Annotated in this window: 15 protein-coding genes; 5 read left to right on the forward strand and 10 right to left on the reverse strand. The window is 57.9% G+C overall.

The window, feature by feature from the left end; all coding sequences use genetic code 11:
* Nucleotides 1–43 precede the first annotated feature (43 nt).
* The 6 genes from flgE to HB680_RS32130 all read right to left on the reverse strand — a co-directional run bounded on the left by flgE (nucleotide 44) and on the right by HB680_RS32130 (nucleotide 5,173).
* On the reverse strand, nucleotides 44–1,378 hold the full coding sequence (gene flgE / locus HB680_RS32105; protein ID WP_213942270.1) for a flagellar hook protein FlgE: 1,335 nt from the start codon (nucleotides 1,376–1,378) through the stop codon (nucleotides 44–46).
* Nucleotides 1,379–1,409: 31 nt separating this feature from the next.
* Nucleotides 1,410–2,138: a flagellar hook assembly protein FlgD gene (gene flgD / locus HB680_RS32110; RefSeq protein WP_213942271.1), complete on the reverse strand. Its 729-nt coding sequence runs from the start codon at nucleotides 2,136–2,138 to the stop codon at nucleotides 1,410–1,412.
* 15 nt (nucleotides 2,139–2,153) lie between these two features.
* Nucleotides 2,154–2,597 carry a flagellar basal body rod protein FlgC gene (flgC, locus tag HB680_RS32115; protein WP_213942272.1) on the reverse strand — a complete coding sequence of 148 codons (444 nt, stop codon included), beginning with the start codon at nucleotides 2,595–2,597 and terminating at the stop codon, nucleotides 2,154–2,156.
* Between the two features lie 3 nt (nucleotides 2,598–2,600).
* Nucleotides 2,601–3,008 (reverse strand): flagellar basal body rod protein FlgB, encoded by a 408-nt coding sequence (gene flgB / locus HB680_RS32120; RefSeq protein WP_213942273.1) that lies wholly within the window; start codon nucleotides 3,006–3,008, stop codon nucleotides 2,601–2,603.
* A gap of 358 nt (nucleotides 3,009–3,366) precedes the next feature.
* Nucleotides 3,367–4,194: a protein-glutamate O-methyltransferase CheR gene (gene cheR, locus HB680_RS32125; RefSeq protein WP_213942274.1), complete on the reverse strand. Its 828-nt coding sequence runs from the start codon at nucleotides 4,192–4,194 to the stop codon at nucleotides 3,367–3,369.
* Between the two features lie 46 nt (nucleotides 4,195–4,240).
* On the reverse strand, nucleotides 4,241–5,173 hold the full coding sequence (locus HB680_RS32130) for a chemotaxis protein CheV (RefSeq protein ID WP_123516618.1): 933 nt from the start codon (nucleotides 5,171–5,173) through the stop codon (nucleotides 4,241–4,243).
* An 82-nt stretch (nucleotides 5,174–5,255) separates the two neighbouring features.
* Between HB680_RS32130 and flgA the strand changes: the two genes are divergently transcribed.
* The 4 genes from flgA (at nucleotide 5,256) to HB680_RS32150 (ending at nucleotide 7,857) form a co-directional block, all read left to right on the forward strand.
* Entirely contained in the window at nucleotides 5,256–6,017 is a 762-nt protein-coding gene (gene flgA / locus HB680_RS32135; RefSeq protein WP_213942275.1) for a flagellar basal body P-ring formation chaperone FlgA, read from the forward strand.
* A 161-nt stretch (nucleotides 6,018–6,178) separates the two neighbouring features.
* Complete coding sequence (flgM, locus tag HB680_RS32140) at nucleotides 6,179–6,505, forward strand: flagellar biosynthesis anti-sigma factor FlgM (RefSeq protein ID WP_149662259.1); 327 nt, start codon at nucleotides 6,179–6,181, stop codon at nucleotides 6,503–6,505.
* A 48-nt stretch (nucleotides 6,506–6,553) separates the two neighbouring features.
* On the forward strand, nucleotides 6,554–7,021 hold the full coding sequence (locus tag HB680_RS32145; RefSeq protein ID WP_213942276.1) for a flagellar protein FlgN: 468 nt from the start codon (nucleotides 6,554–6,556) through the stop codon (nucleotides 7,019–7,021).
* Nucleotides 7,022–7,110: 89 nt separating this feature from the next.
* Complete coding sequence (locus tag HB680_RS32150) at nucleotides 7,111–7,857, forward strand: flagellar brake protein (RefSeq protein ID WP_213942277.1); 747 nt, start codon at nucleotides 7,111–7,113, stop codon at nucleotides 7,855–7,857.
* Nucleotides 7,858–7,923: 66 nt separating this feature from the next.
* Here HB680_RS32150 and HB680_RS32155 read toward each other — a convergent pair whose 3' ends face one another.
* From HB680_RS32155 to HB680_RS32170, 4 genes are all read right to left on the reverse strand, one after another.
* The gene (locus tag HB680_RS32155) at nucleotides 7,924–9,297 is read right to left on the reverse strand and encodes an MFS transporter (RefSeq protein WP_213942278.1); all 1,374 of its coding nucleotides are present in this window, start codon (nucleotides 9,295–9,297) and stop codon (nucleotides 7,924–7,926) included.
* Nucleotides 9,298–9,366: 69 nt separating this feature from the next.
* On the reverse strand, nucleotides 9,367–10,608 hold the full coding sequence (locus HB680_RS32160) for a glutamine synthetase family protein (protein ID WP_213942282.1): 1,242 nt from the start codon (nucleotides 10,606–10,608) through the stop codon (nucleotides 9,367–9,369).
* 229 nt (nucleotides 10,609–10,837) lie between these two features.
* Nucleotides 10,838–11,527: a HAMP domain-containing sensor histidine kinase gene (locus HB680_RS32165; RefSeq protein WP_213942279.1), complete on the reverse strand. Its 690-nt coding sequence runs from the start codon at nucleotides 11,525–11,527 to the stop codon at nucleotides 10,838–10,840.
* A complete protein-coding gene (locus HB680_RS32170) occupies nucleotides 11,524–13,128 on the reverse strand; it encodes a tetratricopeptide repeat-containing response regulator (protein ID WP_213942280.1) in 1,605 nt (534 codons plus the stop codon). Before HB680_RS32170 ends, HB680_RS32165 begins: the two co-directional genes overlap by 4 nt.
* Before the next feature lie 293 nt (nucleotides 13,129–13,421).
* Here HB680_RS32170 and HB680_RS32175 point away from each other — a divergent pair, with 293 nt between their 5' ends.
* Nucleotides 13,422–14,783 (forward strand): lysozyme inhibitor LprI family protein, encoded by a 1,362-nt coding sequence (locus HB680_RS32175; protein WP_213942281.1) that lies wholly within the window; start codon nucleotides 13,422–13,424, stop codon nucleotides 14,781–14,783.
* Nucleotides 14,784–14,880 lie beyond the last annotated feature (97 nt).

Genomic DNA, 14,880 nt, shown 5'->3' on the forward strand with positions numbered 1-14,880 from the left:
TCTCGCGAGGGGCTTTTGGTGAAGCACTACAACCCAACCAATATCAGGTCATCTGAATGATGGTCTGCATGATGGTGCTCTGGGTGGAGATGGTCTTGGCGTTCGCCTGGTAGTTGCTCTGCGCCTTGATCAGGTTGACCAGTTCGTTGGTCAGGTTGACGTTGGACTCTTCCAGGGAGTTGGACTCGATGGAACCCAGCGTCCCGGTTTCCGGAGCGTCGTAGCCCGGGATACCCGAGGCGAACGTCTCTTTCCAGCTGGTGCCGCCGATCGCTTGCAGGCCTTGTTCGTTAGTGAAGCTGGCCAGCGCAACCTGGCCGATGGCCTTGCTCTGGTTGTTGCTGAAGTTGGCGAACAGGGTGCCGGTGCCGTCGATCGTCAGGTTGGTGATTTGGCCTGTGGCGTAGCCGTCCTGGGTCGGGATCGAACGCGCGGTGTCAGCGTTGTACTGAGTGGTACTGGCCATGGAGATGGTTATCGTCGGGCTGGAGGCGGCGCCGTTAGCCTTCCAGACGCCATTGGTGACAGTGCCCGGTACCCAACTGGTCAGTTTCAGGTCGCTGCTGATGACTGGCGTCGGTGCAGGAGGCGGCAGCGGGTTAGGCGTGCTGACCTGAGTCAATTTACCATTGGTGTCGAACGACAGTGTCGACGCTACCGGTGCGGTGACTTTCGGATCGCTGCCGGTAGCATCCGGGTTGCGGCCGTCTACCAGGGTGTAGACCTTCCAAGTGTTGGCACCCGTTTTCACCATGTACTGATCCATGGTGTGCTGATTGCCCTGGCTGTCATAGATCGGGGTGCTGAACGACTTGGTGTACGTCGCCGTCAGGGTCGGGTCGAACTTGCCGGTCGGGACGGTATCGTCGATCGCCGGGGACGTCGAATTCAGGTTGATCGTCGAAGTCACGAGCGAAGTGGTCTTCGGCGCCAGATTCGACGTATCGAGTTTCAGGTCGGTCAACACGCCATTGATGATCTTGCCGTTGGCATCCACACCATAGCCTTGCAGGCGGGAGGTGTAATCGGTGTTGGTGATGTAACCGTCCTTGTCGACCTTGAACGTACCGTTACGGGTGTAGGACGTCGAACCGTTGTTGCTCAGGGTGAAGAAGCCCGAGCCGTTGATGCCCATGTCCAGCACGTTACCGGTGTTGTTGATGTCACCTTGGGTGAACTGCTGGGAAACGTTGGCCAGGCGCACACCGCTGCCGACCACTTGGCTGCCGCTGCCGAGTTTGGTCGCCGAGTAGACGTCTTCAAATTCGGTACGGGAGGATTTGAAACCGGTGGTCGCGACGTTGGCGATGTTGTTACCGGTCACGTCCAGTTGTTTGTTGGCTGCATAGAGACCGCTAAGGCCGATATTGAAAGACATATTCCACTCCTCTGTGCCGGGTTAGTCGGCTCTATATACCAATGGTTTGAACTTTGGACAGGGCAACCGGGCCCAGGCCTGCGAGGTTGAGCATCAGCTCGCCGCCGGTCTGGCTCAGGGTCACGCTGTTGACGGTAGCCGGCAGGTACACCGCCAGATCCGTCGCCGTGCCGTTGATCGGTGCACTGGCCTTGATGGTGTAGGCGCCGACCGGAACGGGGTTGCCGCTCGAATCCTTGCCATCCCACGTGAAGCTGGAACTGCCGACCGCACGGGTGCCGAGGTCGATGGTCCGGACGGTCTTGCCGTCTTTGTCGGCAATGGTCACGGTGCCGCTGGCGATCGACGAGGTCAGGTTCACCGAGCCGTTCACAGCTTTGGTCGGATCATCGACCTGGATATCGTTGGTCTGCACGATCACGGAACGGCCAACCAGGGACGACGCCTGCAACGCTTGCGAAGAGCTGTAGTTGCCGGCAATCGAGCTGACCGTGCTGTTGAGCGTGGTGATGCCTTCCAGGCTGCTGAACTGGGCCAACTGGGCGACGAACGCACTGTTGTCCTGCGGGTCCAGCGGGTTCTGGTTTTTGAGCTGAGTCACCAGCAACTGCAGGAACGCGTCCTTGCCCAACGTCTGGCCGCCCGTTGCGCTGTTAGTCGCGCCGGCAATGCCGCCCGACGTGGAGCTGCTGGACTTGACGGAAGAGTTCGCCAGGATGTCGTTAATGCTGAGGCTGCTGGTGGTATCGGTAACACTCATCTGAGTCGCCCCTTATCACTGACCGAGGGTCAGGACCTTCTGCATCATGGTTTTGGCGGTGTTCATCATTTCGGCGTTGGTCTGGAACGAACGGCTCGCGGAAATCATGTCGGCCATTTCTTCAACGACGTTGACGTTCGGGTAGTAGACGTAGCCCTTGGCGTCGGCGGCCGGATGGTTCGGCTCGTAGCGCGCTTCAAGGTTGCTCTGGTCTTCGACCACGCCCAGCACTTGCACGCCTTGACCGGCGGCGTCCTGGCTCTGGTACAACGAATCGCTGCCGCCGTTCTGGCCGTCCTGAAACATGGTGGCGAACACCGGGTGACGGGCACGGTAGGTCTTGTCGATGCTCGACGAGACGGTTTCGGCGTTGGCGATGTTCGAAGCGACGGTGTTCAGGCGAGTGGTCTGGGCACTCATGCCGCTACCGGCGATGTTGAAAACACTGGCAAGGGACATGACTTACTCTCCACGCAGGGCTGAAACCAGCCCTTTGAATTTGCTGTTGAGCAGGGTGAAGCTGGCCTGGAAGCCCACGGCGTTTTCCGCGTAGTTCGACTGTTCCAGTTGAGCGTCCACGGTGTTCTGGTCGATCGACGGTTGCATCGGCGTGCGATACAGCAGCGACTCGTCGCCATTGCCCAGGCCTTCAGCTTCGATATGACGGCTGTTGGTCAAGTTCAAGGCGAAAGTACCGCTCTTGGTTTTCTCGTTCTGTGCGGCAAGCACTTTGGAGAAGTCCAGATCCCGAGCCTTGTAGTTCGGGGTGTCGGCGTTGGCAATGTTGTTGGCCAGGACTTCAGCACGCTGGGCGCGGAAGCCCAGGGCTTGTTCGTGGATACCGAGCGCTTTATCGAAGCTGATGCTCATGTCGGGAAACCTTCGGGTGACCTGATTTTTCGTAACTTGAACATAGCAAGCGGCGTGCCAATTCAAAAAACGCCGTAAACCGGGGCTTTGCGGGGATCGGCAAAGCGGCAATGCCAGAAAAGCGGCAACGGGTTTCCGCCGTCTGCCGCTTTTCTGCCGCTTTCCAGACTGCCCCGCTCGCCTCCTGGATTGCACCCGCCCCCCCTGTAGGAGCTGCCGCAGGCTGCGATCTTTTGATCTTGATCTAAAAACAAAGATCAAAAGATCGCAGCCTCCGGCAGCTCCTACGTGATGCAAAGCGGCAGGCATAAAAAAGGGAGTCCAGAGGACTCCCGATTTTTATGCCTGCCGCTTTGCATCACTTCGCCTGGTAAATGATTCCCGGGCTGCACTGGACCATCTGGTAATGATCCGGCAAACCGTTCAGCGCTTCGGAAGCGCCGAGGAACAGGTAACCGCCCGGCTTCAAGGTGCTGTGGATGCGCAGCAGGATGTCTTTCTTCACCTCGGCGGAGAAGTAGATCAACACGTTGCGGCAGAACACGATGTCGAACTTGCCCAGGGCCGCGTAGCTATCGAGCAGGTTGAACGAACGAAACTCTACCCGGCTCTTGATCGGCGCCTTGATGGCCCAGCGCCCCGGTCCTTTCGGATCGAAGTAACGCTGCAGGCGTTCGGGCGACAGACCGCGACCGATCGCCAGGCTGTCGTACTCGCCGGTCTTGCAGTTGGTCAGCATGGTGCCGGACAGATCGGTGGCCACGATCTGCACGCCCATCTTCAATTGACCCATGTTGGTCCGCTCGAACTCGTCGATCGACATCGACAGCGAATACGGTTCCTGACCCGACGAGCACGCCGCCGACCAGATTCGCAGGCGCTGGCCGGGAGCCGCCTTGATCGCTTCGGGCAGTACCTTGTTCTTCAAGACTTCAAACGGATAGGTGTCACGAAACCACAGGGTTTCGTTGGTGGTCATGGCATCCACCACCATCTCGCGCAAACCACTGCGCGGCTGGGTCTGGATGCGCTGAACCAGCTCACCCAGGGATTTGATGCCCTGCTGTTCCATCAGTTTGTTGAGACGGCTCGAGACCAGGTATTGCTTGTTTTCACCGAGCAAAATGCCACAGGCTTTTTCCAGGAAGACCCGGAACTGTTCGAAATCCAAATTACCCGTAGACAAAGATACCGCCTCTTAAATCGTTTTGATCGCCAGGGGCAAAAGGCCCCTAGCTGATGTCTGCTGCTTTGATCCGGTCGACTACCCGGGATGCCAGGTCATCAGGGCGGAATTTGGCAAGGAAGTCATCGGCACCGACTTTCTTGACCATCGCCTGATTGAATACGCCCGACAACGAAGTATGCAGGATGATATGAAGCTTTTGCATGCGCGGGTCGCTGCGAATCTCGGCCGTCAGGGTGTACCCGTCCATCTCCGGCATCTCGATGTCGGAAATCATCATCAGGAACTCTTCTTCCGGCTTCTTGCCCTCGTCGACCAGCTTGCGCAGATAATCCAGCGCTTGCCGACCGTCGTTCAACGCCACCACTTCGACGCCGACCGTTTGCAGGCAACGCGAGACTTGCTTGCGCGCCACCGACGAGTCATCGACCGTCAGCACCCGCAAGGACAAGGCCTTGTGCTGGGTTTCGACATCGACCACACCCACCGAAATCGCTTCCGGTGTCGGCGCCACTTCCGCCAGGATCTTCTCGACGTCGATGATTTCGACTAACTGATTGTCGACCCGAGTCACAGCCGTGAGGTAATGATCGCGTCCAGTGCCCTTGGGTGGCGGATGAATCTCCTCCCAGTTCATGTTGACGATGCGCTCTACCGACCGGACCAGGAAGCCTTGGGTCTTGGTGTTGTACTCCGTGATGATTACGAATGGATTGCTTTGATCGAGCAACCGACCGGAACCGGTCGCCATCGCCAGATCAAGGATCGGAATCGTTGCCCCACGAATATTTGCCACACCGCACACGACGGGACTGGACTTGGGCATCAGAGTCAGTTTGGGGCATTGCAGCACCTCACGAACCTTGAACACGTTGATCCCGTACAGCTGCTGGCCGTCGAGACGGAACAACAACAGCTCCAGGCGATTCTGCCCTACCAGTTGCGTGCGCTGGTTTACCGAATCCATTACACCAGCCATGCCGAGACTCCTACACCAACGCTAAGTTGTGTTGCGACGCACATTCATCACTAAACGGCACGGCGCTTGCTTTTTAACCCGTATGAACGAACCAACGACATTTTTCCGACGCCTGACATCAAACTACCGCAAATTGCTTTGCGTGATATCGGCTGTTTGCCTGTTAGCCCCCGGCAGCCCTGCCGTTGCTGATACGGTTACCTTGCCTGACATGCTTATCGGCGTCACGCAGGGCTTTCTTGAATTCACCGTAGAAGACTATCTGGCCACCAGTCAAACGGAAGGACGCTACGAAATCGAGGTCAAACAGCTCGATCCGCGTCTGCGCATGCCCATGTGCGACAAGGAATTGACAGCCTCGCTGGAGAGTCCGGCCACCCCGATTGGCCGGGTGACGGTCAAGGTTCGCTGTGAGGGCAGTTCTCCGTGGACAGTGTTCGTACCCGCTCAAGTGCGCCTGTTTCGGGACGTCGTCACCACCACTCGCCCACTCAAACGCGCCGGCATTATCGAGCCCGGCGACGTCACCCTGCGTGAGCGGGACATCAGCCTGATCAACCAGGGCTATTTCACCTCGGTTGACCAGGCCATCGGACAGAAACTTACCCGACCAACGGTCACCGATCAGGTCCTGACCCTGGTTCACCTCGAACAGGCGGAAGTCGTGCGCAAAGGCGATCAAGTGGTGATCACCGCCCGCAGTGGTACGCTCAGTGTGCGCATGCCGGGCGAAGCGCTCTCCAATGGCGGCCTGGCCGAGCAAATACGGGTCAAAAACCTCAACTCAATGCGGGTTATCAAGGCGCAAGTCACCGCGCCGGGCCAGGTGGAAGTGTCCATGTAGGGCTCTGTGATTTGTGAAGCTATGGCGCTCTGGCAGGCGGTTACCTAAACTGTGCCCATGCAGCGCTGGCGCATGCAGCTCATTGCTCAAATGAGTCTAAAGTTTTCGCAGGGATTGCCGAAAACATGGCAAGCGTCCAAATTCCCAGAGGTTTTTTTATCATGGTCATCGATTTCAGCCGTTTGAACAGCTCCTCGTCACTTACGGGCAGTACACGTACCAGCGTTGCCAAGGAAACCGCCGACGCCGGCAAATCCGCGCCGCTGAATACCCCGGCCGAACAGGCTGGTACCGTCAAAAGCGGGGAATCCGTACATCTCAGCAATGAGGCTCAACAGTTGCAGAAGGTCACTGACAAGCTGCGCGATCAGCCTGCCGTCGACAACGCCCGTGTGGCCGAGTTGAAAGCAGCGATTGCCGATGGCAGCTATAAAGTCGACAGCAGCCGTGTAGCCAGCAAACTGCTCAACTTCGAAGCCCAGCGCTAGGCCACCGCCTGCGCCAGGCTTTTGGACGCTTAAAACCCAAGGCCAGCCATGCACGACACTAATCTACTGCAACTGATCACCGACGACTTTGCTCCAGCTCAACGCTTGCTGGAGTTACTGCAAACCGAATCCCTCGCCTTGCACGGTCGCGACATGCCACTGCTCGAAGAGATTCTGGCGCAGAAACAGGCATTGATCATTTTGCTCGACCAGCATGGCCGCAAGCGTAGCGAAATCCTCGCCAGCCTCAACCTGCCCATCACTCGCAGCGGCCTTGAGCAACTCGCCGGCCACTCGAGCATTGGCGATCAGTTGCTGCAACAGAGCGATGTCCTGACCGATCTCCTGGCTCAATGCCAGGTGGCCAACGTCAAAAATGGCCAGTCGATCCTGATGCAGCAGGCCGCCACGGCCAATCAGCTGAAAATCCTCACCGGTGGTGAACCTCCAGCGCTCTATGATGCCCGCGGATCAACCGCCAAGCTTGCGAAGCCACGCCCGCTCAGTCAGGCTTGAGCTCACAAATGAGCACGCCCTATCAAGACGCGAAACATGCTGGCAGAATGCTGGCTAGTAGTCATATTTTGTCTGGAGATTGATGAACCGTGTTCAATGCCTCAAGCGCGGAAGATGCTCCGCAACCACCCAAGGTGCTCACCACGCCTCTGGAGATCTCCGGCAACCTGCGCCAGCTGCAAGAAAGCCATGACCCGCTGATCATCACATTCCATGAGCGCAGCCAGCGCTTCCAGAGCTATCTGGTGGACATCGATCGTGACAGCAACATGATCGCCCTGGACGAAATGATTCCTCGCGACGGTGAACGCTACCTGCTGGCCGGCGAACCGTTCCGGGTCGAAGGCTTTCACGACGGCGTGCGCATTGCCTGGGACAGCAACGGCACATTGACCATCGACGAATCCGGTGACGGTCGATGCTACCGGGGTGCAATGCCCACCGAGGTGGTTTATCACCAGCGCCGCAATGCCTTTCGCGCTGCGTTGAAGCTGGCGCAACTGGTCAACGTCGAGCTGGGTGGAGAAAAGCTCAAGTCGCCGATCAACGGCAAGTTGCTGGACATCTCTGCCACCGGCTGCAAATTGCGCTTCGAGGGCGACATCACCTCCAGCCTGCAATTGGGCCAGGTCTACGACCGCTTCGTCGCCGCCCTGCCCTTCGGCAGCATGACCGCTCCGGTTGAACTGCGTTACCTGCACTTCGAAGAAAGAATCTCTACCACCTTCGCCGGCGTACGCTTTCACAACATGAGCGGCCTGGTGCAACGGCAGGTCGAGCGCTTCGTCTATCAGCTGCAGCGCGAAGCCCGACGCTTCGACAAAGACGACATGTAATCACGACGCTTCAATGAAAAACGGGCAGCCCCCTTGCGGTGACTGCCCGTTTTTTTGTGCCTCGATTTAAGGCCTGGCCTCGGTAAAACTTTGTTCGCGGCCGGCGTCCGGGTCTTCCGGATCATCCGGGGACGGATCGACTTCGGGTTCCGGCTCGGGCTCCGGTTGAGGCTCGATCGGATTCTGCATCTGATCTTGCACCACTTGCTCATCGACCCGTGGGTCGAGGCACGCCACCAGCGGCGAACTCGACATGCTGTCCGGCATCGCCACGTGATGCAGCGGCGCATCGTCGACCACATGCAGGTTGGTCACCGCTTTCGGGCGAATCCGCCATACCAGCACCAGCGCAAAGAAACTGAAGAAGGCATACAGCATGTGGCTGCCGAACAGCTTCATCAGCACCCCGGCCACCAGTGGCCCGATACTGGCGCCGACACCGTAGGTCACCAGCAGCATCGCCGTGAGGGACACCCGGCGATCACCTTCCACGTGGTCGTTGGAAAACGCCACGGCCAACGGATACAGACAGAACTGCACCAGCGAACAGAGGAACCCCGCGATAAACAGCACTTCCAGCGGCACCTCAGTCATGATCGCCAACGGCAACGCAGCAACCGCCAGGCACAGGGCAAAACAGCGGATCAGCAGCGCCCGATCATATCGATCGGACAACCAGCCCAGCGGCCACTGCACCACCAGCCCGGCGAAGATGCAGCTACCCATGAACAGACCGACCTGCTCCGTGGACAACCCCTGTTGCGAGGCATACAGCGGCGCCAGACCGTAGAAAGAACCCACGATCAAACCCGCGCCCAACACCGTGCTCAACGACTGCGGCACGCGCTTGATGAAGAACCGCGGCTCCATCGGGGCCGGATGCAAAGGCGCCGGGTGAATGCGTCGGGTCAGGGCCACCGGCACCAGGCACAACGCAAAGCACAGCGCGACCAGCATCAGCAGTTCCAGGCCCAGGGCCGGGTGCAGAACCAGAATCAGTTGACCCAAGACCAGCCCCAGGTACGAGGCAATCATGTAGCCGCTGAACACCAGCCCGCGCTGCTTGGCTTCAGCCTGCTCATTGAGCCAGCTCTCGATGACCATGTACTGGCACATCATGCCAAGGCCGACGATGACCCGCAGAAACAGCCACGCAGGCAGCCAATCAATCAAGCCGTGGCCGAGCACTGCGGCGCCGACAATCCCGGCGCACGCGGCATAGGCGCGAATATGCCCGACCCGGGCAATCAGTCGGTGGCCGATCTTGCCACCCAGCACCAGGCCGAAATAGTTGGCCGCCATCAGGGCACCGACCCACAAGCTGTCGACATGATCGGCAGCCAGGCGCAAGCCCAGATAGGTACTTAACAAGCCTGAGCCGATCAACATCATCAGCGAGGCAAAATACAGCGCTCGAAAGGATTTCCAGATTTGGCGCATCGGCGTTCCGAGCGGCTCCTTGCAGTGGGATCGGGCTATCGAAAACGATAGCCCGAGGACGACGGATCGTCAGGCCTGGGCTGCTAAAACACGCCGTTCCCAGGGAGTAATTTCATCAAAGAAGCTGGTCAACTCCATGGTCTTCGAAGCGATGTAACCTTCGATGAACTCCTTGCCGAACAGTTCCTTCGCCAATTGGCTACGTTTCAGACGTTCGAGGGCAGCGTGCAAGGTACATGGCAACGAAAGATTATCCGGCACCACGAATTCGCCCTGGATCGGCGCGCTCGGTTCCAGCTCGTTTTCGATGCCGTGCAGCCCGGCGGCGAGGCTCGCGGCGATGGCCAGGTACGGATTGGCATCCGCGCCGGGCAAGCGATTCTCCACGCGACGGGCCACCGGCGAACTGGCCGGAATGCGCAAACCCGCTGCCCGATTGTCGTGGGACCAGCAGGCATTATTCGGCGACGCAAACGGATGGCACAAGCGCTGATACGAATTCACGTTCGGTGCAAACAACGCCGTGAAGTCGGCCATGCCGGCCTGCTGACCGCCGATGAAATGACGGAAGGTCGCCGTCGGCTCCCCGGCTTTGTCGCTGAACACATTACGCCCGCTGCCGATCTCGACGATGCTCTGGTGAATATGCATCGAACTGCCCGGCGTGTGGGCCAACGGCTTGGCCATGCACACCACCGTCAGGCCATGCTTGAGCGCAACTTCCTTGAGCAAATGCTTGAACAAAAAGGTCTGGTCGGCCAGCAACAGCGGATCGCCGTGCAACAGATTGATCTCGAACTGGCTGACGCCCATCTCGTGCATAAAGGTGTCGCGAGGCAAGCCCAGGGCCGCCATGCATTCATAAACTTCACTGAAGAACGGACGCAAGCCGTTATTCGAACTGACACTGAACGCCGAATGACCGTCCTCGCGACGGCCATCCAGGCCCAGCGGCGGCTGGAAGGGTTGCGTCGGGTCGGAGTTGGGCGCGAACACAAAGAATTCGAGCTCGGTCGCCACCACCGGCGCGAGGCCGCGGGCGGTGTAACGGGCGATGACGGCTTTGAGTTGGCCACGGGTGGATAGAGAGGAACTCTCGCCGGTCAGTTCGTCCGCGTCACAAATGGCAAATGCCCGAGGTTGTTTGCTCCAGGGCAAGCGGTGAATCTGCGCAGGATCCGGCACCAGCGCCAGGTCGCCGTCATCGCTGCCGTAAAAGCGCGCTGACGGATATCCGCCCATGATGCATTGCAGCAGCACCCCCCGCGCCATCTGCAACCGTCGCCCTTCGAGGAAACCCTCGGCGGTCATTACTTTGCCCCGTGGTACGCCGTTCAAATCCGGCGTAACACATTCAATCTCATCAATGCCCGTCAATCGCTGAGCGAGTGAACGCTGGCCATCGGTTGTCATGACGCAATCCTTGTTGTTGTGCGAGCCGCGAACGGCGACCCGTACAAAATAGGCTCCGCCCGTTCGGAATTTCAAGCACTGGCGAACAAAAAGCGCAACAACGTCGTAAACAACGCAGGTCTGTGCATCAGGGGAGATAAAGGCTGAAGACACCACCGCCCAGCGGGCCGCCGTTACTGATGCGCGTATAGCCGCCCGTACCGTCGCGCTGATGCAATGCCGCGATCCGCCCGGCGAAGTACAGACCCAGGCCAGTGCTGCCCGAGCTTTGATTGATGCCCTGCACATAATCCGCCTGGCGCTCGATCATCTCGGGCGGATAACCGTCGCCATCGTCGTTGATGGTGATCACCAACTGACCGGCCTCATCGCTGACCGTGATCAACAACGCATCCTTGGCATAACGAATCGCATTGTTGATGCAGTTGGCCAGCACCGAAGCGATCAGTTCGCGATCGAAGAAACCCAACGGGCTCAGCGGATCGACTTCATAGGTGGCCATAATGCCGCGACTGGCGAACACCTCTTGATGCGCCGCCAATTGCGCTTCGATAAAGTCATCCAGCTCATGGTAAGCCGGCTGCAACGGCATCTGATTGACGCCGAGCTTATAGAGCCCCAGTAACTGCACCAGCATGCCGTTGAGATGGGCGAACTCGAAGTCGATGATGCCCTGCTCTCTGGAATGCTGTTGATCGGGCAGGCGTGCCAGCCATTGGCTGTGGGCCTGCATCAGCATCGCCAGAGAGTTCTTCATGTCGTGCACGGTAGAGGCAATCACCGTGGAGAAATCGAGTGCCTGTTCGATGTCGTTCATTCGCCAAACGCCTTGCTTCGCAGTTTCTGATAACGGGAAAAACGCGCATCGGTATCCGGCATCAGGCCAACCGTTTTCAAACAGGCCCGGCATTCCTCGAGTTCCGCCGACGGAACATTGATGTCCGTACCATGCAGCAGCGACTGCGCCATGTTCAGCGCAATACTGATGTTCTTCGGTTGCAGCGCCAGGGCTTTGCGGAATACATCTCGCGCCTCCACCAGGTTGCCGGTCTTGTACACCCGCACGCCTTGACGGTTGAGGTCGGCGGCGGCGTTACCGGCATTGAGAATGGTCGGGTCATCGGTCAACTTGGCGATGCCTTGCATCACCGACGGATCGTCGCCGTAGATCTCCGCACAGTTTTTCAGCATCGACGCACCGGCGCTGGCCTGCCCGAGCATTTGCAGTTGCTTGGCCACCAGCAGCGCCGCTTCGGCACTCATGAATTGCTCCATACCATCGAGGCGCATCATCGCTTGCTCGGTGAGCTTCTCGGCGGTCTCGGCGTCGTTGAGCAACAGGCTGGTGGCTTTCATCAGCCGCGCACGAATCTGCAGGCCCGGGTCGGAAGGGTTCTCCTTGGCCACCGCGCTGAGCGTCGTGTTGATTTCCAGTCGGGTCCGGGTGTCCAGGCCCTTTTCACTGCCTTTGCTGATCAAGGCGTGGGCCAAGCCCAGGTTGCTTTCCGCATCCTTGAAACGTGACTGCGCACCTTGAGCCACCGCCTGTCGATAGGCTTTGGAGGCGGTTTCAAAATCTTCGTTGGCCATCGCCAGCTTACCCAGCAACGCCTGCCGACGAACCGCCAGTGGCGACAGGCGAATGGCTTCTTCCAACACCCGCTGAGCGCCCTTGGTATCGCCCTCGGCAACCAGCACATCGGCCATACCGTCATAGAGCGCCGGCATCATCGGGAATACTTTCAGGGCTTTTTCGTAGACCCCTTTGGCCTGCCCCACTTGCCCGCGCTTGAACAGCAATTTGCCGAGCCCGGCAAACGCCCATGGCAACGGTCGGTCAGCGATGATGCTGTCGTAGAGACGCTCCAGCGCCTCGTTCTGGTTCAGGTCGCGCAAGGCATCGGCGCGATAACGCAGGCACAGCGGCGAGTAGCGGATGTCCTGCTTGCACAAGGCAATACACGCGTTGAGCACTTCGACCGGTTTGCCCCGGTCCAGCGCCTGCAAAATCGGTTTGAGCAACGTCTTGCGTTGCACCAATCGCTCCAGCCGCTGGGCCAGGCCCGAGCGGTTGAACGGCTTGGTCAGGTAAGCATCGGGTTCGTGTTCCAGGGCGCTGAGCACCATTGCCTGACTGGTCTCGGCGGTAACCATGACAAACACGCTTTCATGGCTGATCAGTTTCTCGATCATCAGGTCTTCAAGTACCTGTTGACCGTTCTTCTTGCCGTCGCCCAGGTGAAAATCCTGCAGGATGAAATCGTAGGCTTTCTGCGAACACATGCGCAGTGCCTGCTCACCGGTATCAGCGGTGTCGACATCCTTGACGCCCAGTTCCCGCAGCATGGACCTGACGGAGCTGCGGAAATCCGAGAAATCATCGACGATCAGAAAACTCTTTTGGTGATACGACAGCATCGAAGATTTCCAGGCAATTTAAGAAGAACAACCCAAGAGCAACTACACGTCTTTACGGCCCTTTCGGCGCGCAGATGATAACTGGCGGCAAAAGGCTATCAAGCGATTTCTCATCAACCAGCAAATTGCCGCGAGCGAAGAGAACCTCAACCGTTCGGGTTATCGGCCAGGAGTGGCGTTCCCTTGAAGCGGGAGATGTATAAACGTGCATTTGGCTGCATCGGTGCTGACCTTGATGCACACTTTGACTGCGTCGCGACGTACTTACTCTATGAACTCGAGGCCTTATTACTGTGTACATCAAAGGACGCTGTATTTTTTCCGCTTGTGCTCTGCTGACTCAGCATGCACTGGCGGCTGGAATGGACTGTACGAAAGCGGCTAGTCCCGTTGAGAAAACCATCTGCGCCAATACAGCGCTGTATGAGCTGGATACTCAGATGGGATCGGCCTATCGGGGTTTAATCAAGACACAGCCTGAACTGAGGACAGCCCAACGGAACTGGCTGAAAACTCGTGATCAGTGTGGCGACAATGTCGCTTGCCTCGATCAGAGTTATCGCGAGCGCCTTCAGGCATTGCAAAAACAATCGGGTGAAGGCATCGCCAACAAACCTGATGAAGTCGACAGGCTGGCATCAGAGGATTTGCGACGAGCCATACAAACGGCCAGCAAAATGGATGCAGAGTTTCCGTTGGAGCGGGCACTTGATTCACTTGTGATAAAGGTCGGCACCACTACTTTTTCAAACGTGGCAGATGGCGATAACGCCCTTGAAGAAGCGCACTTCCCGAAAACGATTCCCCCAGGCGTCACGCAGGACGAGTGGAAGGCTCTCACCACCTCTAAAATTGAGAGCACCGGCGAGAACGGCAATAGCTCATACACGTTGATTGACCTGGATGGTGATGGACTGCGGGATCTTGCCATCGACACCTACTCAGGCGGGACAGGGCTCTTTTCTTATGTAGAAACGTTTCGCCGCGTTGGAGACGTGTTTGTCAGAAGGACGGGCACCGCTGAGACCAGCGCTGACAGCTCGCTTTTTTCCCTCAATGGCCGTGGCGCGAACCAGTCAAGCGACTGGATCAACATTCGTGGCCGTGTGTATGCCGCCTACCGAAACAGCTACTACGGTGTTGATCAGCTCTACCTCCTTGATCCCTTAAAGGTTATCGGCGACGTTCCCATTGTGAGCGTGAATTACCGCTATCAACTGTCTGTGCCCAAGATTCAAAAAGATGACGCCAGCGGCTCCAGCATTACGTTGGAACCTGCTCTACATAAAGCGCTCACCCAGGCCTTGAGTGAAGTAAGCAAAACCAAAGCGAAAGATGTGGGCGATCAGAGTCAGCCTCTCTGCCCCATCCCCCCGACAGGGGAAGGCGACGGCGCCTACTACAGTTACGGCCCTGGACATTACACCTTCGAAATTGTCGGCGATTTAGCTGTACTGATCGAGAAGCAGTGCTATATCGGGAGAATGATGGATTGGTTTGGTGGTTACAGCGTCAAGGATGGGCTGTTTACTCAACTCGATTTGCGAAAACCAGATTTCGAGGGAGCCGAACGTAGCTATCAAGTGAATGGACGAAGGCGCATGACTGATGTGATCACGTCAGTTGGCAAACTTGAAGAAGGTGGAGAGAACTAAACGGCTGCGCGTTACAGGCGTAAAAAAGCCCCATCAGATGGATCTCTGAATGGGGCTTTTTTGGGTGTGCACTTTCCTGCGGACAAAACAAAACCCA

The sequence above is a fragment of the Pseudomonas sp. dw_612 genome (assembly GCF_018449725.1).
In the GTDB taxonomy this organism is placed as follows: domain Bacteria; phylum Pseudomonadota; class Gammaproteobacteria; order Pseudomonadales; family Pseudomonadaceae; genus Aquipseudomonas.